This window comes from Arthrobacter sp. MP_M4, assembly GCF_035984855.1.
Taxonomy (GTDB): Bacteria; Actinomycetota; Actinomycetes; order Actinomycetales; family Micrococcaceae; genus Arthrobacter.
On sequence record NZ_JAXCHX010000009.1, the window covers coordinates 49598 to 75586 of the forward strand.

The 25989-nt window shown below is 64.2% G+C and carries 15 protein-coding genes; 3 read left to right on the forward strand and 12 right to left on the reverse strand.

Annotation, left to right across the window (positions count from 1 at the left end):
• Positions 1–228 precede the first annotated feature (228 nt).
• Positions 229–1827: a glycosyltransferase family 39 protein gene (locus RCH15_RS09145; RefSeq protein ID WP_326960225.1), complete on the forward strand. Its 1599-nt coding sequence runs from the start codon at positions 229–231 to the stop codon at positions 1825–1827.
• On the opposite strand, the gene RCH15_RS09150 is transcribed toward RCH15_RS09145, so the two are convergent.
• From RCH15_RS09150 to glf, 7 genes are all read right to left on the reverse strand, one after another.
• Positions 1808–3958 carry an acyltransferase family protein gene (locus tag RCH15_RS09150; RefSeq protein WP_326960227.1) on the reverse strand — a complete coding sequence of 717 codons (2151 nt, stop codon included), beginning with the start codon at positions 3956–3958 and terminating at the stop codon, positions 1808–1810. The two genes, RCH15_RS09145 and RCH15_RS09150, sit on opposite strands and share 20 nt — an antisense overlap.
• 36 nt (positions 3959–3994) lie before the next feature.
• Entirely contained in the window at positions 3995–5071 is a 1077-nt protein-coding gene (locus RCH15_RS09155) for an ABC transporter substrate-binding protein (protein ID WP_326960229.1), read from the reverse strand.
• A gap of 163 nt (positions 5072–5234) precedes the next feature.
• Positions 5235–7184, reverse strand: coding sequence for a DUF6541 family protein (locus RCH15_RS09160; protein ID WP_326960231.1), 1950 nt, complete (start codon positions 7182–7184; stop codon positions 5235–5237).
• Between the two features lie 111 nt (positions 7185–7295).
• A complete protein-coding gene (locus tag RCH15_RS09165) occupies positions 7296–8051 on the reverse strand; it encodes an ABC transporter ATP-binding protein (RefSeq protein WP_326960233.1) in 756 nt (251 codons plus the stop codon).
• 1 nt (position 8052) lies between these two features.
• Positions 8053–8922: an ABC transporter permease gene (locus RCH15_RS09170; protein ID WP_326960235.1), complete on the reverse strand. Its 870-nt coding sequence runs from the start codon at positions 8920–8922 to the stop codon at positions 8053–8055.
• Positions 8922–10910 carry a glycosyltransferase gene (locus RCH15_RS09175; RefSeq protein ID WP_326960329.1) on the reverse strand — a complete coding sequence of 663 codons (1989 nt, stop codon included), beginning with the start codon at positions 10908–10910 and terminating at the stop codon, positions 8922–8924. The genes RCH15_RS09170 and RCH15_RS09175 overlap by 1 nt, the downstream gene beginning before the upstream one ends.
• Positions 10910–12097 (reverse strand): UDP-galactopyranose mutase, encoded by a 1188-nt coding sequence (glf, locus tag RCH15_RS09180; RefSeq protein ID WP_326960237.1) that lies wholly within the window; start codon positions 12095–12097, stop codon positions 10910–10912. Before glf ends, RCH15_RS09175 begins: the two co-directional genes overlap by 1 nt.
• Before the next feature lie 242 nt (positions 12098–12339).
• On the opposite strand from glf, the gene RCH15_RS09185 reads away from it, so the two are divergent.
• Complete coding sequence (locus tag RCH15_RS09185; protein ID WP_326960239.1) at positions 12340–16410, forward strand: FtsK/SpoIIIE domain-containing protein; 4071 nt, start codon at positions 12340–12342, stop codon at positions 16408–16410.
• A 22-nt stretch (positions 16411–16432) separates the two neighbouring features.
• On the opposite strand, the gene RCH15_RS09190 is transcribed toward RCH15_RS09185, so the two are convergent.
• On the reverse strand, positions 16433–16924 hold the full coding sequence (locus RCH15_RS09190; RefSeq protein ID WP_326960241.1) for a hypothetical protein: 492 nt from the start codon (positions 16922–16924) through the stop codon (positions 16433–16435).
• 239 nt (positions 16925–17163) lie between these two features.
• Between RCH15_RS09190 and RCH15_RS09195 the strand changes: the two genes are divergently transcribed.
• Positions 17164–17412 (forward strand): WhiB family transcriptional regulator, encoded by a 249-nt coding sequence (locus tag RCH15_RS09195; protein ID WP_003804966.1) that lies wholly within the window; start codon positions 17164–17166, stop codon positions 17410–17412.
• 124 nt (positions 17413–17536) lie between these two features.
• On the opposite strand, the gene RCH15_RS09200 is transcribed toward RCH15_RS09195, so the two are convergent.
• The 4 genes from RCH15_RS09200 to RCH15_RS09215 are packed head-to-tail and all read right to left on the reverse strand — an operon-like array spanning position 17537 to position 25934.
• The gene (locus tag RCH15_RS09200) at positions 17537–19006 is read right to left on the reverse strand and encodes a sensor histidine kinase (protein WP_326960243.1); all 1470 of its coding nucleotides are present in this window, start codon (positions 19004–19006) and stop codon (positions 17537–17539) included.
• A 41-nt stretch (positions 19007–19047) separates the two neighbouring features.
• Entirely contained in the window at positions 19048–23922 is a 4875-nt protein-coding gene (locus tag RCH15_RS09205; RefSeq protein ID WP_326960244.1) for an NAD-glutamate dehydrogenase, read from the reverse strand.
• Between the two features lie 57 nt (positions 23923–23979).
• Positions 23980–25293 (reverse strand): AAA family ATPase, encoded by a 1314-nt coding sequence (locus RCH15_RS09210; RefSeq protein ID WP_326960246.1) that lies wholly within the window; start codon positions 25291–25293, stop codon positions 23980–23982.
• Positions 25290–25934 (reverse strand): hypothetical protein, encoded by a 645-nt coding sequence (locus RCH15_RS09215; RefSeq protein ID WP_326960248.1) that lies wholly within the window; start codon positions 25932–25934, stop codon positions 25290–25292. The genes RCH15_RS09210 and RCH15_RS09215 overlap by 4 nt, the downstream gene beginning before the upstream one ends.
• Positions 25935–25989 lie beyond the last annotated feature (55 nt).

Sequence of the window (25989 nt, forward strand, 5' to 3'; positions counted from 1 at the left end):
CTGGGTATTGTTGCGTGGTTCGTTGCCCCGTCGGTCGTACCCAATGATGCATTCCGGCTGCTCTTTGTTGCCGCCGTTGTGATTCTTGTCGGCGACCATCCGTATCTTCGCGGCTTTTGGACCCGGGTCCTTGCGGGTCCGGCCCGACGGCGGATGCCCGAGCCGTGGCTACTGCGCATAGCCCAGACTTTGTTCTGCGGCCTCGTCGCCTGGTTCGTCCTTGGGAGCATGGTCAGTCCAGTCATCCTGCTTTGGGGCTTCCCGCTCGGGCCTGTCGTTCTGGCGACCGCCACCATCGTGGTAGTTTTGCCGACTTTGTTCAGGCTCTGCGCCGCTGCCGCGGTCTGGTTTGACCGTCGAACCGCGTGGCACCGGGGCCTTGTCGTGGTGGTGGGACTGGGCTGTTTTTTCGCCGTTGAGTTTCTGATCGGTTATGCCGTCAGGGTTCTCCCCGACTGGGACGCCGGCACAATTTACAGCAATGCCGCAGGCCTGGCCACCGGATCGATGCGTACCATTGACGCTGACTATTACTCGATGTACCCGAACAACATCTTGCTCACCTTGTTGTTGGCCGGGTACTTGTCCATCCTCCATCAGCTCGGCGCCACGGACCTCTACCTCGGCGGGATCGCGTTAAACGCACTTGCTATGACGACGGCGGTCTTCCTGACCCTCGTCGCGGCACGCAAAATGGCCGGGACCGCGACGGCGGTCTTTGCGGTGCTTCCCTGTACCGCGTTCATCGCCCTGAGCCCATGGATCGCGGTGCCCTATTCGGACACCCTGGGCATGGTTTTCCCGGTTCTGTTGCTTCTTCTCTTCCTGCAGAGCCGGGAAGAGAAGAGGCCGGTCCATGTCTACGGGTTGTGGGTGGCGATGGGCCTCGTGTCCGCCGTTGGCTTCTCCATCAAGCCGACCGTTGTCTTCGTGCTCATTGCCGCCGCCGCGGTGCTGGTCTTCACGAAGAAGAACGCATTGAGCAGGAGCAGGCACGCGTCCGTGGTCATCGGTTGCCTGCTTCTGGCTTTCGGGGCGTTCGGCGTCGGAAGCGCCACGATCAAGGCGGCGGTCGCTGGAAGCGGAACCCTCAGTTTCGATGTGAACACCAATGATAGGGAATTTCCGATAACCCATTTCCTGAAGATGGGTGCAGTGGGATTCGGCGGCTTTAACGGGCCGGACGTTGTCGAAACGAAGTCCATCAATTCCGTCGAGGGACGGTTCCAAAACGGGTTGGACGTTTACCGGGAGCGTGTTTCCGCGATGGGCCCGTGGGGGTACCTGGCCTTCCTGGATACTAAGGGGGAGACCATCCTGGGCGACGGAACGTTCTTCACGTGGGGTGAGGGCATGGCACGCCAGCCCGTGGAACTGATGGCCCGGGATCCGCTCAGCAAAGCGGTTCAGGACTATTTTTACTACGAAGGACCGCACTTCGCGTTCCTCCGGGCGTTTTGGCAGTCTCTGTGGTTCGCGACGCTGCTGCTGGTAGCTGCTCCGCTTCTCATCCGGGGCCGGTCCCTGGTCCAGCCGGCAGCAGTTGTTATGCGCCTGGCTCTGTTTGCACTCTTGCTTTTCCTGCTTCTCTTCGAAGGCCGTTCACGTTACCTGTACATGTATGTGCCGTTTTTCATACTTCTCGCGGCGCTGACGGTCGGGACAGTGGCCCGGCGCTTCGCAGGCCGCCCAGCAGGGCCGGCGCACACCTCTGGTGAGGAGGCCGCAGCGTCGGACGTGCGGGGCGGGGCGGGGACGTCCCCCGGGCGAGCTGCGGGCCCGCATGCGCGTCCGGATGAGGGTGCTTTTACTGCCGCGCCTCATTGAACCGCTGGGCCAGAACAGGTACGAGCGAATGCATGTAGCTCCGGGAGGCGTGGTCCGTGTCATAGTAGACCTGAAGCCCGCCAATGACTGCCGGGCAGATCTCCTCGGTGCAGAACTGGTCGGTTAGATCAAGCACTTTGACCCTGGGACTGCGCAGATCGAGGGCGGCGTCCGCGACGGGGTCCGGCACGAGCGCCGCGGATCGCGGGTTGGCGCATGTCAGGGGACTTTGCTGGTTGAGTGCTACGCAGTCCGGGCTGCTGCGGCGCAGGGTCAGGGGCGTGTCGCGGAGCACATAAATGCGCGCACCAGTGCCGGTCCATTCCGCGAAGCGCTTGGTCACTCCGGCCTTGTACTGTTCCATTTGAGACCGGCCTGTGCCGTCGTCGACCGATTCTCCGGCGCCGAAAGTCGACGTGAAAATCATGTCTGGTTTGTCCCGGACTAGTCGCTCTGTCAGTTCCGCTCCCCATTCGAGGCACCGTTGCTGGATTTCCGGCTCACTGCTCGGCGCACCCATGAATGCCACACGCTTTGCGTCGATAATGGGACACCCTCCAAGCAAGGATTCCTTGACCTTCCATTTATGGAGCCGGGCGATCTCATAGATGGCGGTCTTCCACTGTTCAGCGTGCGAATCACCGACGAGCCAGACCGTGGCGGCGGGGCTAGCTCCCCGGGTGAAGTCGCACTCGGTGAGGACTTTGCGGCCCCGCACCACGAAGGGATCCCCGGGCGGCCCACATTCCGGCGCCTCAAACCAGGGGGCTTCGTTGGGACCTACATTGGCAACTTTCGGGGCCCCGAAGGGGTCCTCGCAGTTGTTACGCGGGTCGAGGCTGCGGGCACCGTAGCAGGGCTGGCCGGAAAGGCTCTGCAGCTTGGCGGCTTCGGCGTCCTGGGCCGCGCCGAGGCTCAGCAGCAGTCCCCCGCACAAACCGGCAATGACGGCCGCTGTTGCAGCCATGGCGAGGAAGACGCGGCGGGGCTTAGCCCCTTTCAAAAGTTTCGTGCGGCCCGGATCCTCGATGAACTTTTTGGACAGATAGGAGAGCCCGACAGCCAGGACCAAAATGACTATCCTGTCCGGGGTCCCCAAAGTACGGCTCAGGACTGCTGGTGCCAGAACGATGAGGGGCCAGTGCCAGAGGTACAGCGAATATGACACGTCACCCAGGAACTGCACGGGCCGGACGGCAAGCAGCTGATTAGGCGACCAGGAGGGTCCGCTGGGCCCTGACGCAATAACAAGGAGTGTGCCTACGACTGGCACCATGGCGGCAACGCCGGGAAAAAACGTCCGCTCATCGTAGGAGAGGGCGGAGTAGAGGACCATCCCGTAGCCAAGCCACTGCGCGATCCCTGACATCGCCAACTGCCTGGCCGGCTCAGCCAGCCGCCGCGAAGCAACGAGGTGCGGTCCGGCAATCGCCACCAGGGCGCCGGCACCAAATTCCCAGACCCGCGCCGGTGTGACGAAGTAGGCCTGGCTCTTGTTGGCGTAGGTGAACCAAATACAAAACGCCAGCGTCAAAACGCTGACAATCGCAACGCCTACCGCAAGGAACGCCCTCCGGGAGACGCGGAACTTGGCGGCGGCCATGAAGAGAACGAGTAAAAGAAGGGGCCACGCCAAGTAAAACTGCTCTTCGACGGAGAGTGACCAGTAATGCTGCACTGTCGATGCGGCATCGTTGTGGGCCGAATAGTCGACCGATTTTACGGCCAGCACCCAGTTCTCCACGTACAGAACGGAGGCCATCGTTTCTTGGGCGATGGCGAGCCAGCGGGAAAACGGCAACACGGCCCATGCGGCGGCCAGCGAGACCGCAGCAACGAAGGTGGCGGCGGGCAGCAGCCGTTTGATCCGGCGTGCGTAGAACTGGCCGAGCTTGATCCGTCCAGTACGCTCCAGCTCTCCGAGTAGATGCTTGGAGATCAAATAGCCGGAGATCGCGAAGAAGACGTCTACGCCGACGTAGCCGCCGGGAAGCCATTCGGGCCACAAGTGGTTGAGAACGACGAGCCCCACGGCCAAGGCGCGCAGTGCCTGGATGTCCCTGCGCGTGGCGCTGGGGACGGTTTCGGACCCTCGCCTCTCAGCTCGTGGAGTCAGGACCTGCCCTGTCATGCCATCTCCGGGTCATGAGGTGTCAGCCGGCTGGTCTCATCCGCCACGCTTGGCTCCGTAGGCAGCCCGCGCGAGTTCCGGCACCATAGTGCGGGACAGCCACCTGACCGAAAGGCAGGACGCCGTGTCAAGGGCCAGCCCTTCACCGTTCGAGTCTGCCAGAATGAAGTTCCCGGTTTCGTGCGCAGGTACGGGATCCAGGAGGCCGCCGTTCTTAATCGCGGGCGCCTCGTCGTGGACAACCGAAAAAACGGCAATGTCACTGCCGAGCTCGGCCGCCCTCCCCGCCGGCCACGCGTAGTTCTCGGCCCCGTTGGCCGCAGGATTCACCGGCCGGCCTAATTCTTTGACCAGGCGGAGGGACGGGGAGGGATCCAACCCGAATTCCTGCAGGATCCGGACCGGATTGGAGTTCTCGCCGAACACCTCAAAATCTGCGCCGAGTGCCGACCTGACTCTGGTAACGAGGAATCCCGTACCGGCGAGGTCGGGGTAATTGCCCAGTTCCGACCGTATGCTCGTCTCTGTTTCCGCCAGGACGGTGGCAGCCACGTCGGCTCGACCCAGGGCAGTCCCCACCAGGGCCAGCGAGGTACGCCAGTCCGTGGCCATGGGTCCGTCCGGGTAGGCCACCACAGGAGCGATTTTAGAGAGCTCATCGTACTCGCTGCGGGTCAGGCTGGAGTGGACGGCAAGGATCAAGTCCGGGCCCATGCCCGTGAGGTCGTCAACCGGGAGGCCCTTCTCCTCATCCAGGAGCAATGGTGACTCCAGCCCGAACGGACGGAAAGCTGAATCGAACCAAGGGGTGGAGCCGTTGGGCTGTGCTCTTGAGAGCGGCATAGCCACTGGCACAACCCCAAGGGCGAGGCAGATGTCATTGCTGCCCAGCCCAAGCGTCGCGATCCGTTGCGGCTCGCTGTTGATGACCGTCGTCCCGAAGGCGTGCGTGACGCTCACCGGGAACGACTTCGCATCTGCCGCCGTCATCGGGGATGCTGACTCCGACTTGAGGAACGTGCACCCGGCCAAACCGAAAGGGAGCACAACCAGCCCAGCCAGAAACTGCCGCCTCCCGCTCAGCCGTTTGCCGCCGCCTTCGGTTTCAGCCATTCTTGCCATTTCCAATCTGGTTGAGATCGCTACGTGGAGCGTAAAGGACCGCCGCCGCAACCGGTTGAGACGCTGGTCAGATCCGGCTCTGCGGAGTGAGGGCCGACTCATACTTTACCTAGGTCAGCCGCGTCTCACCGACTCCGGCTGCACCGGGCTCCGGCTAATCGCACCCGTTGAACTTGAACAGCTTGGCATCCCCGTGCCGGGAAAGCAGCGTTGCCACTCCGCTCCCCTCAAGATTGTCCAGGCCCGGCGCCGGGTGGGAACCACCGTTGATCTCCTGCCCACCGAAGTCCAAGACATAGTTGACGTCCAGCGCTCGGACGGCCGGACAGACGGTCGGATTGGTCTTTGCTTCCCGGAGACTGTCAAGCACGATCTTGTCGTCGAGGGTGAAGCTGCTGCTGAGCACGTGAAGTTGAATCGTGCGCCGGTTGGACAATGCGTAGGCAAGGGCGCTTCCGTTCCAGGCGTTCGCTGCCACCACGGCGTCTTCGGGGACCAGACTGACCATGTCCTGCAGCACTGCCATTTCATCGCGGGTGATGAGCTGGGAGTCGGCGGTCAGTTGGTAATTGCTGCGGGCTTTGTCCGCCGCGTACTGAACGCCGCCGAGTTGCGTGAGCAGCACCAGGACCACGATCGCCATAGCCCCGAGCCGGGCCGCCGGGGCGGACGACGGCGGTGGCGTTCCTGCGTCGGCGGGTGCGGCACCACCTCGCCCCTGGGAGGCCCGGTCGTCGAGGCGGCGCCTGAGCAGGCCCATTAGCCAGGCTGCTCCGTACGCCGCCACCAGGACGGCAACGGCGGGCACAAGGGCCGCCAGACGGTAGCTGTCGTTGTACCAGATTGCGGTCACAAAATCCCGCAGCCGTCCGGGGCTGAACGATGAGACGACGAGGAAAAGCGCACAGGCCATGCCGAACATCCCCAGCACCCACCAAAGGTTGCGTTGCCGCGCCATCGCAACAACACCCGCAGCCACCAGGATGGACACCACAATTGCCGGAGGGCGGTTCATGAGGGAATTGGTCGCTAGCTCCCAGAGGGAACCCAGCGGAGAGTGGATGGGAGGCCAGAAGGCTGCTTCCGCGATGGGGCGCACGGCCTGCCAGGTCAGCAGGACCGCCGCTGCACCCACGACCAAAGCGCCCGACCATGCCAGCGCCCGGCTCCTCGACGCCGGCCAGTTCCTTTGCCACTTGCGCCAGGACTTTACGAAAACGAACACGACGGCAGGACTCAGGAAAGCCAGGAAAGCCATCAGCGTGCTCGGGTGCGCCAGCGCCAGCCCTGGTACGGCGACGATCACGGCGAGGTATCGCAGGACGGGCGGCATGTCCGGGACCGCGGACAAGTGCAGAACCTGGATGCCCAACGCGAGGACGGCCGGGAGCAGGGAGATGGAAAGCAGATTCGGGTACAGCACCCCGAAGTCCACCATCATGAGGGGAAAGGCGCCGAACGCCGCGGACAGGGTGCCGGCCAGCAGGGCAGCCATCCTGGATTGGCCGAGGACCTGCTGGCATAAGAAAATGCATGCCATTGGCCACACGAGGGCTCCAATGACGAGGTTGGTGGCGTTCACGGCCACAGGGATGCCGGTGCCGGAAAGTTGGACGGTCAGCGACACCACAGCGTGCCAGCCGGCCGGGTAGAACGGGATCCCGGTCATGCCGCCGACTGTGAAGGACGACGCCTGCTGCGTGTGAAGGATGTACTGGATGGCGTTGAGGTGGAAGATGTTGTCGTAGGTCTGGGAAATGTTGTCCGGCGCACCGAAGGCGTAGACCAGCCGGGCACCAATGATCACCGCGGCGAGGAGTGTTCCCAGGACGGCAAAGACGAAGCGGTCGTCAAAAGCCCGCGGAGAACGCAGAGCCGCGCGCGTGTGGCGGGATAGAACGCCCGCGACGGCCGAGGCCGCCAGCGCCAGTACCAGAACCGGCAGCGCAGACCACGGGACTCCTATGACCGGGCAGATGATGGCTGCCACGGATATCAGTGACACCGAAAACACCGGCGCCAATGCCAGCAGGGCGAAACCCCGGAGGCGCAGGAACCATCCAAGAAGCAGGCCCGGCACTATCAGGACCCCAATTGCCGCCAAAATCGCAGGCCCAGCACTCAGCCACTGCACTCGTTTTAACTCCCTATTGTTTGCACAGCGGCTTGTCCGGCTGCACGTCCGCGCAAGGAAGCAGCACCGCTCGCGCGGACGTTAGCTTAGTTTCGCGGACCGTTCCCGCAGTTCCCCGACGACATCGTGTACGTCGCCGTCCATGACGATCTCCCCGTGTTCCAGCAGCACGCCGCGCTCACACACGGTAGCGACCAGATCAAGGTCGTGGCTGACCACAAAAAGTGTTTTGCCGTTTTCGGCCAATTCCTTGATCTTGGCGATGCATTTGCGCTGGAACGGTTCGTCGCCCACAGCAAGAATTTCGTCAATGAGGAAGACCTCAGGATCAGTGTGGACGGCGATGGAAAACGCCAACCGCAGGTACATTCCCGACGAGTAGAACTTCACTTCGGTGTCAATGAATTCGCCGATCTCGGAAAATTCGACGATGGAATCGAACATCTCATCGATCTGCTTTTCCGACATGCCGAGGATGGCGCCGTTGAGATAGACGTTGTCCCGTCCGCTGAGATCGTGGTGGAAGCCGGCGCCGACCTCGATGAGCCCTGCCACCCGCCCCCGCGTCCGAACCGTGCCGCCGTCGGGCTGCAAAACACCGGAGATCAGCTTCAAAAGGGTGGACTTTCCGGACCCGTTGAGCCCCAACAGGGCCACGGTTTCGCCTTGCTTGACCTCGAGCGACACATGATTCAGCGCCTGGAACTTCTTTGACAGGTCGCCTTTGCGACCCCTGACGAGCCAGACCAGAGCCTCCTTCAGGGAGCGGGTGTGCCGCAGCACAAACTGCTTGCGAACACCAACGCAGCTGATGGCCACGTGGCCTTGGTTCGTCATGTCAGAGCTCCTGTGCGAAGTGGACGGAAAGCCGGCGGAACATCAACTGACCGAGAAACAGGATGGCCACGGAGGTGAGCAGGGAAACGGGAAGCCAGAAGCTCAAGAGTTCCGGAGGCATAGTGTCGCTGACCATCTGGTCCGCTTTCAGCGTGGGCTCCCAAAAGGTCCAGTGGAAGACTCCGACGGCGGTTGTCATAGGGTTCAGCATGTAGACCCAGAACCACGGCCCCATGACCTTCGCAACCATGGTCCACACGTAAAGAACCGGCGAAGCCCACGTCACCACCATGACGATCATGTCCACGATGTTCTCGGAGTCACGGAAGTACACGTTCACGGCCCCGAACATCAGGCCCAGCCCGGTTGCCAGCACCGCAACCATGATAAAGATCAGAACTGCGGCAGCTATTTGCAGGAGAGACGGCGTCCACCCCACGACGAGGCAGGCGGCGACAAGTACCAGAAGCTGGGGCAGGAAATGGGCAGCCGAGACCCACACCGTAGCCACCGGGAACAGTTCCCGCGGTAAGTAGATTTTCCGGATCAGATCGCGGTTATCCACGATTGAACGGGTCGCGTTGGAGAGGGACTCCGTAAAGAAGTTGACTAAAACTATCCCGGAGAAGAGGTAGATCGCGTAGTTGGGCGTGCCGTGCTCAAGATTGAGGAAGATGCCCAGCGCGATGAAGTAGATCAAAAACTGCATCAGCGGCTTCACGTAGGACCACATCAGTCCCAGCACTGACCCGCGGTAGCGGATCTTGATTTCCTTGCGCACCAGCAGTTTCAGCAGGAAACGGTCGCCGTACACGTCGAGCAGGCCGCGGCCGCTTCCGGGTTTGACGAGGGTGTCCTCCTGGCCGGCCATCAGCTGCCCTCCCGGGAGTCGGCGTCGAACGTCTTTTTCCAGGCGGCGATGGACGTGATCTCCGGGACGGCGGCACGGTACTGCTCGGCCAGCTTGTCCCACTCCCGGTAAAGCCGGAGGTGCAGTCGAGTTGCTTCGGCCAGCATCATCTTCAGCTTTCTGGGGTCGCGCCGGTACCAGGAGGCACCCGTGCCCTCAGCATTGGACACCACGACGCTGTCGTAGTGGGCCAGCCTGAACCAACGGTTGTCCCGGTGCGCCAAAAAGCCCTGCGGCCTTTCCGCGCTCTCCGGCGCAGGCGTCTTGACCAACTGCCGGGACACGGTCTTAATGCCCCACGGAACCAGGTCCTTCTTGCGCGGCATGCCTATCAGGGCACCGCCCATGGGGCCGCGGCCCAACTTCGGAGCCGGAAAATCGTCCACGTTCTCCTTGAGCTGGGCATCCGTGTACTCGGATTTCAGCGCATTGATTTCCGGAAGTTTCGTGGCGAGTACCCGGTGCAGTTCGGCGGGGCCCTTGAAGATGTCTTTCAACGCCTCAAGCCGTCCGTGTTCGGTGAAGTACTGCATGGACACCAGGTGCTTGACATCAGCCTGCACGGACTCGCGCAGCACCCGGCCGCCCTTGGGATAGGGGCTGTGGATCAGGGTGGTGACCAGCCGGTTTCGTTCGTGGAAATATGCTTGCCAGCCGACCATGTCGTCCTTGTCCATCCACGAGACGTGCCAGACGGCAGCCCCAGGGAGGGAGACTGTGGAGAATCCGGCTTCCCTGGCGCGGAGTCCGTACTCGGCGTCGTCCCATTTGATAAACAGCGGCAGTGACAGACCGATTTCCTTGATCACACGCGTCGGGATCAGGCACATCCACCACCCGTTGTAGTCGACGTCGACCCGGCGGTGCAGCCACGCTGTCTGCCGGAGGTTGGCGACGCTGAAATCGTGGCGCAGCTCCATGTCTGCGTGCGGCTGCGCCGGAACAATCCGGAACGGATCGACGACTTCGCCGAAGGTGTGCAGGACACTGCGGTTGTAGAGGTCGAACATGTGCCCGCCAACGATGGTTGGTTTGCGGCACCGGTCAGCAAACGTGAGCAGCCTGGCGATGCTCTCAGGTTCGACGACAATGTCGTCATCGAGCAGCAGGACGTAATCGCTGCCGTTCTCCACTGCCTCGTACATGCCGCGGGCAAAGCCGCCGGAACCGCCCAGGTTTGCCTGATTGATGACCCGCAGTTTGCCGCCGAGTGACGCTTCGACCTCAGCGAAACCCTGCTGGTCTTCCACTTTCTGCGTCCCCTGGTCCACGATCAGGATTTCCTTGACGTTGGTCAGGGCGTCCAGGTTCGCCGCGAGGATCCGGGCGTTGTTCAGACAAAAGTCTGGCTTATTCATTGTCGTGATTTCCAGGGTGACCTGGCCGCTTTCGCGCGCGGCTTCGGCGGTTTCCCACTGGCCGTTCTGGAGCACCAGGTCCGTGGAGCTGGCTGCAAGATCGAACCAATACCAGCCGCCGTCGCCAAACGGCATGAGGGACAGCTCGAAGACCGACGTGGTGTCACCATCCACGTGCTGCCCGTCTACCCGCTGCACGGAACCCCGGGCATTGGACTTGTACACGGTCACAGCTCCGGTACCGGTGGTCCGCACCACGAGCCGGATGTCGCGGACTGAGGTCCACCGCCGCCAGTAGCTTGCCGGGAACGCGTTGAAGTAGGTACCGAAAGAGAGCTGCTCACCGGACCGGACGCGCATGGACCGCCGCGAGAGCAAGTCCTCGAAGTGGGCCTGGCGGCTTCCCGAACTGAACATCTGCAGCTTGTCTTCGGGCAGCTTCGGAGTGCGCGCCAGTTCGTCGTTTTCCCGCAACCGGATGCCGCTGGCGGGTCCGGCGTCCACGTAAAGCGGGATGGTGTCCGTCTGATCGGCCGATGGGAGGATCACCCTCTGAAGAGCGCTCCATGAGGACGACTCTTCAGTGGTCATCACGCGTCCACTCCTCCGCTTTCAATGGTGGCGCCGCCCTCGAAGTGCGGGCGGATCTTGTTATCGAACATGGTCAGCGCCGACCCGATGGCCATGTGCATGTCGAGGTACTTGTACGTGCCGAGGCGTCCGCCGAACAGAACGTCCTTCTCGGCCGCCGCGAGGTCACGGTACTTGACCAGGCGTTCGCGGTCGGCGGCGGTGTTGATCGGGTAGTAGGGCTCGTCGCCCTTCTCGGCCGCACGGGAAAACTCGCGCATGATGACGGTCTTCTCCGTCTGGTAGTCGCGCTCCGGGTGGAAGTGGCGCGGCTCAATGATGCGCGTGTAGGCGACATCCGCGTCGTTGTAGTTCACTACCGACGTTCCCTGGAAGTCGCCGACGTCGAGCACTTCCTCTTCGAAGTCGATGGTGCGCCAGGAGAGGTCGCCCTCAGCGAAATCAAAGTACCGGTCCACGGGTCCGGTATAGACGACCGGGATGTTGCCCACTACCTTGTTCTTGCTGAACTCCTGCGACTCGTCAAAGAAGTCGGTGTTGAGCCGGACTTCGATGTTCGGATGCTCCGCCATCTTTTCCACCCAGGCGGTGTAGCCGTGGGTCGGCAGGCCTTCGTATTTGTCATTGAAGTAGCGGTTGTCATAGTTGTACCGCACCGGGAGGCGGGAGATGATGCCTGCGGGCAGGTCCTTGGGATCCGTCTGCCACTGCTTGCCGGTGTAATGCTTGATGAAAGCCTCATACAACGGACGGCCGATGAGCTGGATGCCCTTGTCATTGAGGTTCTGCGGATCCGTACCGGCCAGTTCCCCGGCTTGTTCTTTAATCAGTTCCTGCGCCTCACCCGGGGTGAAGTTGGCGCGGAAGAACTGGTTGATGGTGGCCAGGTTGATCGGCAGGGAGTAGACCTCGCCCTTGTGAACGCCATACACCTTGTGAACATAGTTCGTGAACGTCGTGAAACGGTTGACGTACTCCCAGACGCGCTCGTTTGAGGTGTGGAAAAGGTGGGCGCCGTACCGGTGTACTTCGATACCGGTGGTCTCTTCCTTTTCGCTGTAGGCATTGCCTCCGACATGGTGGCGGCGGTCGATGACGACGACCTTGAGGCCCAGCTCTGTGGCGGCCCGTTCTGCGATTGTCAGGCCAAAGAAGCCTGACCCTACGATGACGAGGTCAGCGGTCACAAAATCTCCTGGTTCGAATGTGGGCAGCGCAACATTGTGCATTGTCTGCTGCTCCAGCCTACCCGAGACAACCTGCGAACCGGCGAATCGGGGCCCCGCCCGGGGCCCGCCGTGGCCCTGTTCTCTACAGCGGTTACCGGGGTCGTGCCCGCTGTCCACATAGCGGTTTTCCGCTTCGATGGGACGCTGCTCCCCCGCCTACCGTGGACACTAATGATCGCCGCCGGAAAGGTCCCTCCCCGATGATGCTGCACTGCACTCTCGTGCCGGCGCCCGGGTCAGCGCTTGCCTCCGGCCCGGTGGAGCTGAGCATCGATGTCGATGGCGGATGTGCAGGCGCAGAACTTGAGGCGGCACTCTCCCGTCGCTTCGGGACCGGACACCTGAGCGTGGACCGGATCGCGGTGGCCGGGTTGCGCGTCGGCGTGCGCCCCCTCGTGGACGGGGCAGTTCTGGTGGACGGGGCAGTTCCGGTGGACGGGGCAGTTCCGGTGGACGGGGCCATAGTCGACGGCGCAACAGCATCCACCGTGCCCGCCGCGGCCCCTCTCGTCCTGGCCGTCCACAGCGGTCCCGGCGCCGGAATGATCTTTCCCTTACGGCGCGGCCGGTTCCGCATCGGACGCGCCGGCACGGAAATTTCCATCCCGGACGCGGAGTTGTCCCGCGAACATGCGCAGCTGGACGTGACGGAATCCGCCGTCACCCTCAGCGATCTCGGGAGCGCCAACGGGGTCAGTGTGGACGGCAGGAAGGTGGGCACGGCGGCCGTTTCCACAGACTCGATAATCCGGTGCGGCAGTTCGTCGATGTCCCTGGTTTTCGGGGGTTCCACGGACACCGACATCCCGGCCACTGCCGGATCAGACGTCTCGGATCCTCTGATCGTCAGCAATCCCGTTCTTTCCGTCAACCGGGCGGCCCTCCTGCTGGGTGCTGTCCTGCCCCTGGCCATCGGTGTGGGCATGGCACTCCTGACGGGCATGTGGATCTTTCTGGCTTTCACCGCGGTGTCCGCGGCTTCGATTCTGGTGCCCGTTGTAGCGGGTCGAAGGCAGCGCCTCGATTTGCGGGCGGCCGTCGCCGCGGCTGCCGGGGAAGACGCAGAACGACGCCGGCGGGCCGCACCCTCCCCCGGCGAACTGTCCCTGCATGGGTGGTCCGCGCAACCTGGCCCCCGTCCGGCTCCCGCCATCGACCCGGGCCCGGTCTGGCTGCGGCTCGGCCTCCTGCCGCAGGACGCAAACGTCAGGCTGGAACCTCCCGGCCCGGGGTTTCGGCCACCTCCGCTCGGTTTGATGCCCGTGACGCTGGATCCTGCCACTCCGGTGACGACCCTCCGGGGCCCGGAAACAGCTGTCGCGGGACTAATCAGGTCCTTCGTGCTGCAGCTTGCCAGCTACCCCGCTGCCGGGCGTACCCGGATCCTCATCCAGGGCCCACCCCCGCCGCTGCTTGCCGCCCGCTTCCTGCCGGGCGCATTGCTGACTGCGGAGGCCGGTGCCACCTTGAGAACCTTGGCGGCCGGCCCGGGAACCGGGTTTGAGCGAGGGGTGCTGATCATTGCCACAGGGGCGGGAGCCACCGGAATTTGTGCTGCAGCGGTCAGCCGCGGCTGGCAGGTGCTCTGTTGCACCTCCGATCCGGCAGCACCACCGGCCGCCGGCACTGCCCTGGTGCTCGGCGAGCGCACTGCGCGGTTGTCATCGGTCCGCTCCCCGACGCTGGAATTTATTCCCGATCTCGTTCCGTCCCGCGTCTTTGACCGCAGTTGCCGTCGACTGGCGACAGCAGCCCCTGCGTTGTCACCCCCGGCCGACCTTCCCGACGTTTGTTCCCTCAGCGGGCTGCTGCCGGTTTCAGCCGCTGGCATCTCCGCCCGTTGGGAAGCGTCGGCCGCCGGGCCTGGGCTTCCCGTCGTGGTCGGGGTCGGAAGATCCGGCCCCCTGCGGCTGGATCTCCAAGCGGACGGCCCCCACATCCTGGTGGCGGGCACTACCGGTTCCGGCAAATCGGAACTGCTGCGGACACTGGCTGCCGGACTCGCGGCTGCGCATCCACCGAACCGGGTCAACCTGCTGTTTATTGATTTCAAAGGCGGCTCGGCACTGCAGCCGTTGGCCGGCCTGGTTCATTGTGTGGGCCTGCTCACGGACCTCGCCCTTGAAGAAGTGGCGCGGGCCCTTGCCTCCTTGCGGGCCGAGGTACGCCGCCGGGAGGAACTCCTCGCCGCACACCAGGCCGCCGACCTGCCGTCCTACGAAGCCCTGAGCCCGGCCGGGCGGTCGCTGCCACATCTGGTCCTCATTATCGATGAGTTCAGAATCCTGCTCGACGAGGCGCCCCAGGCCCTCGCGGAGCTCATGCGGATCGCCGCCGTCGGCCGCGCCCTGGGAGTACACCTCATCATGGCCACCCAACGTCCCCAAGGCGCTGTCTCCGCGGACATCCGCGCGAACGTGACCAGCTGCATCGCCCTAAGGGTCCAATCCGAGCTGGAATCCCTCGACGTCATTAATTCCCCGCTGGCCGCAGCCATACCGGTCTCGACGCCGGGCCGCGCGTTTCTCGTCCGCGGAAACGGAGCTCCCGAGGAGTTCCAGACTGCCGCGGTAACGCCGCCCGCGCTCGGACCGGGGCACACAACCGCCGTAATGGAAGCGGCGGAATATCTGGCCAGCCCGCCGGCAGGCCGGCATGAGGGCGCAGGGACGGGCCCGGGGACCGGCCGGCCGGGAGACGTCCATGCGCCGCAGTCGCCGGCGGTCCAGCAACTCACGGACACCATAAGTGCCCTGTGGGAGGCCGGCGGCGGCGTGAGACCGCGACGGCCCGTCGCTGGCCCACTCCCCGCGAAACTGCCCTTCCCTGCGGACGGCAGCCGCGGTCGCATCAGACTGGGCCTGCTGGACCTGCCCGGGGAACAACGCGTCACCGAGTTCGGTTGGCACCCCCGCATGCAGGGACATCTGGCTCTGATTTCGGGTCTCACAGGAGGCGCCGATGCCGCCATGGATCTCATCGTGGAACAGCTCCTCACCTGTGATAACGACTCACATATATACCTCCTGGATGCCGGCGGGACGTTCAGTGCAGCTGCGACCGCGCCCAGGGTGGGGGCAGTTGTGGGGCTGTACGAACTCCGCCGGGCCGCACGGGTCCTGGAGCGCATTGCGGCGGAAATGACCCGGAGGCTGACCGGAGAACACTCTGCCGGGCCGCCGGCCCTCCTCCTTGCGCTAAACGGCTGGGGGTCCTGGGTCTCCGCGTTCAGGGCCGGCCCGCTGGCGTGGGCCGAAGACTTACTCCAGGACATCGTCCGTGACGGCCGACGGGCGGGAATCACCGTGCTGGTGGCCGGTGAACGCGAACTCGTGACTTCTCGGTTCTTCGCCGCCCTGCCCAACCGGATCTTCCTGCCGGTCGGATCCACGGAAGAGGCACGGCTTACTTGGCCACGTCTGCCGGCCACCGGAACTCAAGCCGGCAGGGTTGTCGTTTTTGGGCCGATGTCCATCACACCCTCAACTTCCGGCAACGTCGGCCAGCTGTTCGGGCCCCTCCCCCCGGCCGTCCGCCGCCGCCGAGCCGCCGTCCGTGCCCGGCCCTTCCGCGTCGAGGCCCTGCCCGTTCAGGTGACTGCAGCCGAGGTCCTCCTCCGGATCAGTCCGGGCGGAGCGGGACCCGGCGGGCCGGCACTGCCCAGGCCCAGCACATCGGCGGCGGCTGAAACTATGCCACTGCCTGACCGGTTGTGGCTGGGGGTCACCGGCGATGAACTCCTCCCGGCGGAAGTCCATGTGCCGAACGGCGGGGTGCTTGCCGTGCTTGGTGGCCCCACCTCGGGAAAGACGTCGCTGCTCTCCGCACTGCCCGGCCTGAATCCACATAAGGGTTTCATCCGGCCGCCGGCGGCGAACGATCCGGAACGTTTCTGGGCCGGAATCCATGATGCTGCACGCGCCGCAGCACTGGATCCAGAAACGATTCTCCTGGCCGATGACCTTGATCTGCAGTCACCCGAGACGAACAACCGGCTGCATCTGCTGCACAACCTCGGCTGGCGCGTGATCCTGACTGCCGGCTTCAGCTCGGCCATTCGGCAACGGATAGCACTGGCCCAGGATGCGGTGAATCAAGGCCGCGGCCTTCTTATTGCCCCCCGGACACAGATGGACGGAGAGTTGTTTGGTGTTCGGTTCGAACTGGAGCAGAGTCCTCCTCCGGGACGAGCCGTTCTGATCTCAGAGGGGCGCACCTGCGCGGTGCAGTTGGCATTCGATGCTTCGGCAGATGCCCGGAGCGTTGGGTGAGGGCCGCCCGGTACTGGCCCGGCTAGAGCGCGGGGGGCGATCCGCCGGCGCGCGAAGTGAACGAGATGACGCGTTTATCGAACAGCAAGACGATCGCCACGACCGCCGGGACCAGCATGGCCAGACCTGCCAGGGGGTATCCGCCGGACATCGTGGGAAAACCGATGGTGAGGGTGAAGAGCTGCGCCACCAGGGCCCCGGCACGCGGCCACCGGTAGCCGCGGAACAGAAACGTTGAGACTGCATAGAGCCAGGCCGAAAACGCCAGAAGAAGTCCGAGGGTGAACACCGCGCCCCAGAACGACAGCACCGGAGCGCCGGTTAGAAGTTGACTCCCGTACCAGACGGCTGCCGCCAGCAGGGCTGTCGCCTCCACCGCCACAATGACCGCGATGATGAAAATTCCCGGGGGGCGCCCGTGCGTGCCCGTTCGGGAATCGCCGGGGCCGGCAGGGGGTCCGGAGCTATCGCCGTCGCGGCCGGGCTCGGAGGGGTTGTTGGCTGCTCTTGACACACTGGCACAGTACCGGACATGGTCGGCTAAGTGCACCGGCGCCGCCAGCCAATGTGATGCATCGCTCACGATCCCACCGTATCTTGCAGTGGGAAACCCCTTGTTTACGCAGCGTTAACATGACACGCTTAATCCAGATGACCGAGGGGGCCCACAGGGCCCCTTTTTTATGAAGCCTCTAGTGAATAATTTCACAAAGGCATTTAATGAGTGCCCAAGAAATGGAGTGACTGATCAGCATGGATTGGCGTAACCGCGCAGCGTGCCTTGACAAGGACCCGGAGCTTTTCTTCCCCGTCGGAAATACCGGTCCTGCTCTCCTGCAGATCGAGGAAGCCAAGAGTGTTTGCCGTCGATGCCCCGTGGTCGACACGTGCCTGCAGTGGGCCCTCGAGTCCGGACAGGACGCCGGCGTATGGGGTGGCATGAGCGAGGACGAACGCCGCGCGCTCAAGCGGCGCGCAGCCCGCGCCCGCCGCGCCTCTTGACCCCGCGTTCCTGACTCACCGTCGGAAAGGTATGGCCGCAGACCTAGGTCTTCGGCCATACTCCGTTAAGCCCGCCAACGGTACCCCGCCAACGGGGCAGGCCCGGGGCCGGCCCGCCGGCCGGCTACCGTTTGGCCAGGCTCAGGACAATCTGGACAGCCGTCCCGCCACCGTCCCTGGCCTTCCACTGAATGCTCCCACCGAGTTCGCTGGTCACCAGGGTGCGGACGATCTGCAGGCCGAGTCCCTCCACATAGGGTGTGGCGGGGATGCCAACGCCGTCGTCCGCCACCGTCACGGTCAGCAGTTCATCGCCGTCCTCGCTCTCTGACCGGTCCGCTGCCAGCCAGACGGTTCCGGTTCGCCCCTCCAAGCCGTGTTCGACGGCGTTTGTCACCAGTTCGTTGATGACCAACGCCAGCGGAGTGGCGAAGTCACTTGGCAGATCGCCGAAGAGTCCGGAACGCTCAGTCTTGACCTGCTGCGACGGTGACGCAACCTCGGCGGAGAGGCGGAACTGGCGCCCGATAAGCTCGTCAAAGTCGACGCTCTGGGTCAGGCCCTGGGACAGCGTCTCATGCACGAGGGCGATCGTGGCCACACGCCGCATCGCCTGTTCAAGTCCCTGTTTGGCCTCGTCGCTGACCATGCGCCGGGACTGCATGCGCAACAGCGCGGCAACGGTTTGCAGATTGTTTTTCACCCGGTGATGAATTTCCCGGATGGTGGCGTCCTTGGTAACGAGTTCCATCTCCCGGCGCCGCAGCTCGCTGACATCCCGGCAAAGCACCAGCGCGCCGAACCGGTGCTGCTCATCGCGGAGCGGGATCGCCCGCAGCGACAGGCTGACTCCGCGGGACTCGATTTCGCTGCGCCACGGCATGCGTCCGGTGACCACCAGCGGCAGGGTCTCGTCCACCAGGCGGCGGTCCTTCAGCAAGCCGGCCGTGACCTCGGCCAGGCTTCGGCCCTCGAGGGACTCGCCGTCGCCGAGCCGCCGGAACGCGGAAACCCCGTTGGGGCTCGCGTACTGGACGATTCCCTCGGCATCGAGCCGGATCAGACCGTCACCGACGCGGGGGGCGCCGCGGCGCGAACCGGTGGGCGAGGCGAAGTCCGGCCACAGCCCCAGCGTTCCCATCCGCAACAGGTCATAGGCGCATTGCCGGTACGTCAACTCCAGCCGGGACGGCATACGGGAGCTCGAGAGATCCATGTGGGTGGTGACGATGGCGAGGGTCCGGCCATTGCGGACCATTGGCACGGCCTCCACCCGGAGGGCCATGTCGCTGCTCCAGTTGGTCTCGTTGGATCGCTCAATCGTCCGGCTTTCCCACGCTTTGTCGACGAGCGGTTGCAGATCCGACCGGATCCCCTCCCCCACGAAGTCGGCGTGGAACACCGTGTGCGAGGTGGACGGACGGACGTGGGCCAGTGCTACGTAGCCGAACTCGGGATGCGGAAACCACAGCGCCAGGTCCGCGAACGCCAGGTCGGCGACCATCTGCCAGTCGCCGACCAGGAGGTGCAGCCACTCGGCATCCCCCGGCCCAAAATCAGCATGCTCCCTGATAGGGTCCGTAAAGATTGCCACAGCACCTCCATTTGCAAACGCCGGCAGCAGCTGCTGCTGCCCTAGCGTCGAACGATTGACCTCAAGAGCCTCAATGCTACCGACAGCGAGGCCATGTCATCGGCCTCGAGGGCATTGACCTCGTCGAACATGCTCCTGGCACGGTCCAGTTGCTCAACATTCTGGCTTTCCCACGCCAGTAGGCGTTCCTCCGCCGGCATCTCCGGAGGTGACGACTCCAAAACCGCCTTCGTCATATCGGACACTGTGGAGTAGAGATCATCACGCAGGGCCGCCCGTGCCAGGGCCTGCCAGCGGTCCTCCCGGGGCAGTTTGGTGATCCGCTCCAGCAGGGAGTCGGCGTGGAAACGGTTGAATACCGCGTAGTAGACATGGGCGATGTTCTCGACCGGTTCCGGGCTCACATGGACGATCTTGGCGACGTCGAGCAGCACGAAGCTCTCGAACAGTTCAGCCCAGCGGTGCGCCAGATCTTCGGGAACGTCCCAGCTACGCGCCTTTTCCAGCCACTCGGCCACGCGGTCACGGTCCTGGCCACGCAGGTAGTCCAGCAGGCGTGACCGCATGGGATCCATCAGGGGCTTGAATTCGGCCACGGTCTCGGCGATGGGCCGGGAGGCGTTGCTCTGGCTCAGGATCCACCGTACCGCCCGGTCCAGAAGCCGGCGGATATCCAGGTGAATGGTGCTCCAGTGCTCCGTCGGGAACGACGCGGGCAGCTCGTTCAGTTCCCCTACCATGATGTCCAGTTCGTAGACTTCACGGAGTGCCACGAAAGCCTTGGCGACCGCGGCCTCAGTGGCGGAGGTTTCCTCCATGGCGCGGAACGCGAAGGTGATGCCGCCCATGTTGATCATGTCGTTTGCCACTACGGTCGCGATGATTTCGCGGCGCAGCGGATGGGTGTCCAGGTCTGCATCGAACCTGTCCCGCAGCTGCTGCGGGAAATAAGCCCGCAGGGTCGCCCGGAACCAGGGGTCCTCGGCGAGGTCGCTGTCCCGAAGCGCCGAGGCGAGTTCGATCTTGGCGTAGGCCGCCAGCACGGACAGCTCAGGCGAGGTCAGGCCCTGCCCCTGCTCCAGCCGCTCGCGGAGCGTCTCCGTAGTGGGCAGCGCCTCCAGGTCACGTTTGAGGTCCGCCGATTTCTCCAGCCAGTCCATGAGGCGTTCGTAGCTAGGGCTCCACTCGGAAACCCGCATCCGGTCATTGAGCAGCAGGATGTTCTGGTCGATGTTGTCCTCGAGCACCAGCCGGCCGACCTCGTCGGTCATCGACGCCAGGAACTCCGACCGCTCCGCAGGATCGAGCTTCCCCGCCGCGACCATCCGGTCAACGAAAATCTTGATGTTGACCTCATGGTCCGAGCAGTCCACGCCAGCGGAGTTGTCGATCGCGTCGGTGTTCAAGATGACACCCTGCAGGGCCGCCTCGATCCGGCCACGCTGGGTCATGCCTAAGTTGCCACCCTCCCCAACCACCTTGACGCGCAGGTCGCGGCCGTCGACCCGGATGGAGTCGTTGGCCTTGTCGCCCACCTCGGAATGGGTTTCCGTGCCGGCCTTGACGTACGTGCCGATGCCGCCGTTGTAGAGCAGATCGGCCGGAGCAAGCAGGATGGCGCGCAGCAGTTCGGGCGGGCTGAGCTTCGTGGTCCCTTCCGGCAATCCGAGCGCATACCTGACCTGCTCCGAGACCGGAATCGATTTCGCCTGACGGGCGAAGACGCCGCCACCCTGGCTGATCAGGGACTTGTTGTAATCGTCCCAGGACGAACGGGGCAGCTCGAAGAGCCGCTGGCGTTCGGCAAAGGAAACAGCCTCGTCCGGAGTGGGATCCAGGAAAATGTGCCGGTGGTCAAAGGCCGCGAGCAGCCGGATGTGCTTGGAGAGCAGCATCCCGTTGCCGAAGACGTCGCCGGACATGTCACCGACGCCCACCACAGTGAAAGGCTCGGACTGGGTATCCAGGTCAAGCTCGCTGAAGTGCCGTTTGACGGATTCCCAGGCCCCGCGGGCGGTGATGCCCATCGCTTTGTGGTCGTACCCGACAGAGCCGCCGGAGGCGAATGCGTCGCCAAGCCAGAACCCGTACTCCTTGGCCAGCCCGTTGGCGATGTCGGAGAAGGACGCGGTCCCCTTATCGGCCGCGACGACGAGGTAGGAATCATCGTCGTCATGCCGTACGACGTCGGCCGGTGGCACCAGCCGTTCGCCCTCCGGCATTGTCACGAGGTTGTCGGTGACGTCCAGGAGCCCGCGGATGAACGTCTTGTAGCTTTCGATGCCCTCAGCCATCCATGCGGAACGGTCCGAGGCCGGGTCCGGGAGCTGCTTGGCGTAGAACCCGCCCTTGGCGCCGGTGGGCACAATGACGGCGTTCTTGACGGTTTGGGCCTTGACCAGGCCCAGGATTTCGGTGCGGAAGTCCTCACGCCGGTCCGACCAGCGCAGCCCGCCGCGTGCCACCTTGCCGAAACGCAGATGCACACCCTCGACCCGGGGCGAATAAACCCAGATTTCAAACATGGGAGTCGGGAACGGCAGTCCTTCAATGACTGACGGGTCCAGCTTAAGACTCAGATGCGCCTTGTTCTGGTAGTGGTTTGTCCGCAGAGTGGCCTGGATCAAGTTCTTGAAGGTCCGCAGCACCCTGTCGGCATCCAGCGTTGCGACCTGTTCGATCGCTGCGTCGAGGGCGGTGAGGACTTCCTCCTGCTTTGCCTGGCGGGCGTCGCCGCCCAGCGCGGGATCGAAGCGGACTTCAAAAAGGTCATTCAAGCCGCGGTTGACCTCAGGGTTGGCCAGCAAGGTATCGGCGAGGAATCCGTAGGAGTTGGTATTGCCCATTTGCCGCATGTATTTGGCGTAGGCCCGCAGCACCACCACCTGGCGCCAGTGCATTCCCTCCCGCAGGACCAGCCGGTCGAAGCTGTCCGACTCCACGGCTCCGGAGACCGCGGCGCCGAAGGAGTCGGCAAGAAGCTGCCCGGTTTCCAGGGGGTCCACCCCTGCGGGGTACTTCAGGCCGAGGTCGTAGAGGAAAAAGTCGCGGTGGTCCGCGGTCTCGATCTCGAATGGACGTTCGTCCAGTACCTCGAGCCCCAGGTTGTGAAAGTAGGGCAGGATCTGGCTGAGGCTTTTGGGCTCCAGCATGTAGAGCTTGACGCGGGCGTCCTCTTCGAGGGTCGCTCCTGCCCCTTCGGGGAGGTAGACGTGGACGCCGGGCTGTTCCTTGACGCCTTCCCCGGCGTGCTCCGGTGCAGCGCCGTACTTCTCGAAGCGTGCGATGTCGGTGAGGGCATCCTCTACTTCGTAGTCGACGCGGTAGCTTGCAGGGAAGGCTTCCGCCCACACGCCGGCGAGGCCTTTGGCGCCGTCGTCTGTGAGGCCCCCGGCCGCATCGGCCTGGGTGCGCAGGACCTCGGCGATGCCTTCGCTCCACGAGCGGGCAGCACGGACCAGCCGCTTTTCGAGGTCGTCGCTGCTGACGTTGCTGACATCGGCGTTCTTGGGAAGCCTGATCCGGAAGAAGAGACGCGCCAGCGCTGATTCCGTCATCCGCGCCTCGTAATCGATGGACACGGCGTCGAAGGTCTGGCGCAGTTCCTGCTCGATGCGGAGGCGGACGTTCGTGGTGTAGCGGTCCCGCGGAAGATAAACGAGCGCGGACATAAATCGCCCGTAAATGTCCGGCCGAAGGAACAGCCTGGTCCGGCGCCGCTCCTGCAGACGCTGGATGCCCGTGGCAATGGCCGCCAGATCGGGAACTTCAACTTGAAACAGCTCGTCGCGGGGGTAAGTTTCGAGGATGCCCAGGAGGTCCTTGCCGGAGTGCGAATCCGGCGGGAACCCGGCGTCGTTCAGTACCGCGGCGATCTTCTCACGCACTACCGGGATGTCGCGCACGGAGCCGGAGTAGGCCGTTGTGGCGAAGAGTCCGATGAAGCGGCGTTCGCCGTTGACGTTACCGGCCGCGTCGAAACTCTTTACCCCGATGTAATCCAGGTACGCGGAACGGTGCACGGTGGAGCGGGAGTTGGCCTTGGTGATGACCAGTGCACGTTTCTCCCGGGCTTTTTTACGGCCCGTCTCGGTGAGGTGCTGGATCTGGTGGGGTGTGTCGGCGCTGCCGCGCAGCAGCCCCAGGCCGCTGTCTTCGCGGGGTTCCAGCACGTCCTCGCCGGATTCGGTCTTGAGTTCGTATTCGCGGTAGCCGAGGAACGTGAAGTTTCCATCGTCCAGCCAGCGCAACAGCTCCTGGGCCTGGCGGAGCTCGGCGATCTGCGCGGCATCGGCCACGGTGTCCAGGCCCTTGGCAATCTGAAGTGCCCGGCTGCGCATCTTCGGCCAGTCCTCGACGGCGGCCCGCACGTCAGCGAGCACACGGCCGATACCCTCGATCAGCGCCGCACGCTTCGCCTCGTCCACGAGATCAATTTCGACGGCAATCCAGGATTCCATATGCGAAGCGTTGTCGCCCTGGGCGATCAGGTGCGAAAGGTTGGGCATCGCCGCTGTGTCACCGCTGGAGATCCCCAGGTGGGAGGGGACCCGGGAGACCTTGACGAGCTCCCCGCTCTGGCGGTTGCGGGTCACAACAAACAGCGGGTGCATCACCAGGTGGATGGGGGCATTCTGCCGGACCAGTTCCGCGTTGACGGAGTCGACGAGGAAGGGCATGTCATCGGTGACGATGTAAACAACACTGCGGTCGGTTTCGTCGGAGATCGTGATGCTGGCCCGTCCCGGGAACCTGTTCACGGCAGCATCCTTGTGCAGGGACGCCCGGGAAGCCAGGAGCTCCTGGGGATACCCCCTGGCGTCTTCTCCGGCGAGGTGCTCGTAGTAGTCCCTCAGGTAGCCCGCTTCGGCACCGATCGAAACGGTTTGATCCTCCACGCTGGACCCAGACGACATCGACAAACGCCTCCATAAAAAGTTCACGGCCGCTTCGTTGCGGCTCTTTCAGCGAGCCTAACGCTTAAGACGGCGCCTTGCTGTGGAAGAAAATACAGAGGAATGACTTTTTCCTTGGACGGGTGCACAAACCAGGGATGCGATGGCATTCCGGAGCGGAGAGTCGGGGGCGGACTCAAGCAACAGCGACCCGGCGAGCAGCGCCGCATCACAGGCGGCGGGATCCGCGGGAAGGAATGCCCCCAGCGGCACCGTGGGCCCGTACCGCTCCCAGGCGTCACGCAATTGCCGTTCCGGGAATCGTCCCACCGCAGACGGACGGACCTTGTTCAGCACTACCTGCGGGGATGCGTGCGGGACAGCGGCTTGAAGTTCCGCGAGGCCCCGAACGAGCCTCGGCACCCCAATGGAGTCAGCCAGCCCTACAGCAAACACCGTGTCCGCCACCTCGAGGCTCCGCAACGTCGCAGCATTTCGCCGCGGAGCCATGGTGTCGAAGCTCAGTTCTTCGTCGGACTCGAGGCAAAACCCGGTGTCGATGATGATGACCTCCACCACCTGCCTGGCCCTGGCCAGCACCAGGGAAAGGGCCGCGGCGCGGAGTTCTGTCCAGCGGTCGGCACGGGTAATTCCGGTCAATACGCGGAAGGTGCCCGTCTTTGTCACCACCGGGGTTGCGATCCTGAGCAGCGCCTCCGGATCGAGCAGGCCCTGATCGGCAAGCCTGCAAGCCTGCGCGAGTCCTGCCGCTTCGTCCAAGAGCCCCAGCATGGCTGCGACGCTGGCGCCGTAGCTGTCTGCGTCGACCAACAGCACGGACTTGCCGTCCGCGGCGAGTTCGCCTGCCATGTTGGCGGCAAGCAGGGTCCGTCCCGGCGAGCCGACGGGTCCCCACACGGCAATGATCTGCCCTGTGCCCGGGCTTTCAACACCCCCCGTGGCAGGGCTGCCCGCGCCGCCGGGGTCCCTGCCCGGTTCAGCAAGACCGGCATTGGCCGCCGGCCACAGCCTCCGTTCGGTGCCAGCGAGTTGTGCAACGGACGCCATGATGCGTCCGGCGAGGGTAGGGGCATCGACGCTGGTGAGTTCGGCGGCGACGCCGATGCCCCGCAGCCGGGTTTTCTCCTCCGGGCTGTCGGTCAGGGCCACGACGGCGACGCCAACGGCGGACAGCCGGTCCACCAGAGACGCCGTCAACTCCTCACTGCCCTGGGCCACGACCGCCGCACGGGCCAATCCTCCCTGGCAGGCCGCCAGCAGCTCCGCAAGTTCTTGGCACCGCCGGACCACTGACACCGGCCCGTGAAGGCGCTCCAGCCCGCCCACCAGGTCCTCTCTCGAGCCGCCGACGGTGACTACCGGGATACTCATCGGGATGAACCGCCGGGATTCCAGACCACCGAGATCTTGGCCTTATTCGCCTGGGCACCCAGCAGGTTCGGCATCTGCTCGTTGGTCACCAGCACCATCACGACAGTGGACCGCGCGGACCCCAAAGCGGTGCTGCCTGGCGTGATTTGGGCGATTTCAGCCCCCGGCAACAGCAGGGCCGGCTGATTGAATCCGTTGCGGGTATCCGGCAGCGCCACCCACACATCCACCCGCGAGCCGGCAGCGGCCTGTGCCGGCAAAGCCTCATCGACAGTGACGGCGACCGGTTTCCGGTCCAGGCCGTCTGGGTGACCGAAACTCGCGCGCGGCGCCAGCTGGTCCTTGCCGATTCTCTGGACAGCAACAAGCCCGTCGGGAAGACCGGAGGCCGGGGTGAGATAGTACTGCTCCACGTCACCAAGGCGGACCTTGACGCGGTTCAGCTTGTCCGCGGTCAGCTTCTCACCGACGGCAATCGCTTCCCGGGCGGTGTATGCCTCGACGGTCTGGTCGGCAGCCCCGACGAGGGAAACGACGCCCGCGACCGAGGCCAGGACGAGCAGGATGCCCACCAGGAGCCGGGGGTCTTTCCAGGATGGCCTCTTCAGCCGTGCTCCGGCAGCTACCGTGCCCACACTCATGCGCCCGCTCCCCCTGTAGTCGCCGCCCCGCAATGGCGTGGCCCCTACATTGTTA

What these genes read in the sequence shown, in the direction of transcription:
- RCH15_RS09145 (WP_326960225.1), top strand. Translation starts at nt 229, where the DNA reads ATGGTCAGTCCAGTCATCCTGCTTTGGGGCTTCCCGCTCGGGCCTGTC.
- RCH15_RS09150 (WP_326960227.1), bottom strand. Translation starts at nt 3,958, where the DNA reads ATGACAGGGCAGGTCCTGACTCCACGAGCTGAGAGGCGAGGGTCCGAA.
- RCH15_RS09155 (WP_326960229.1), bottom strand. Translation starts at nt 5,071, where the DNA reads ATGGCTGAAACCGAAGGCGGCGGCAAACGGCTGAGCGGGAGGCGGCAG.
- RCH15_RS09165 (WP_326960233.1), bottom strand. Translation starts at nt 8,051, where the DNA reads ATGACGAACCAAGGCCACGTGGCCATCAGCTGCGTTGGTGTTCGCAAG.
- RCH15_RS09170 (WP_326960235.1), bottom strand. Translation starts at nt 8,922, where the DNA reads ATGGCCGGCCAGGAGGACACCCTCGTCAAACCCGGAAGCGGCCGCGGC.
- RCH15_RS09175 (WP_326960329.1), bottom strand. Translation starts at nt 10,910, where the DNA reads ATGACCACTGAAGAGTCGTCCTCATGGAGCGCTCTTCAGAGGGTGATC.
- RCH15_RS09185 (WP_326960239.1), top strand. Translation starts at nt 12,340, where the DNA reads ATGATGCTGCACTGCACTCTCGTGCCGGCGCCCGGGTCAGCGCTTGCC.
- RCH15_RS09195 (WP_003804966.1), top strand. Translation starts at nt 17,164, where the DNA reads ATGGATTGGCGTAACCGCGCAGCGTGCCTTGACAAGGACCCGGAGCTT.
- RCH15_RS09205 (WP_326960244.1), bottom strand. Translation starts at nt 23,922, where the DNA reads ATGTCGTCTGGGTCCAGCGTGGAGGATCAAACCGTTTCGATCGGTGCC.
- RCH15_RS09210 (WP_326960246.1), bottom strand. Translation starts at nt 25,293, where the DNA reads ATGAGTATCCCGGTAGTCACCGTCGGCGGCTCGAGAGAGGACCTGGTG.
- RCH15_RS09215 (WP_326960248.1), bottom strand. Translation starts at nt 25,934, where the DNA reads ATGAGTGTGGGCACGGTAGCTGCCGGAGCACGGCTGAAGAGGCCATCC.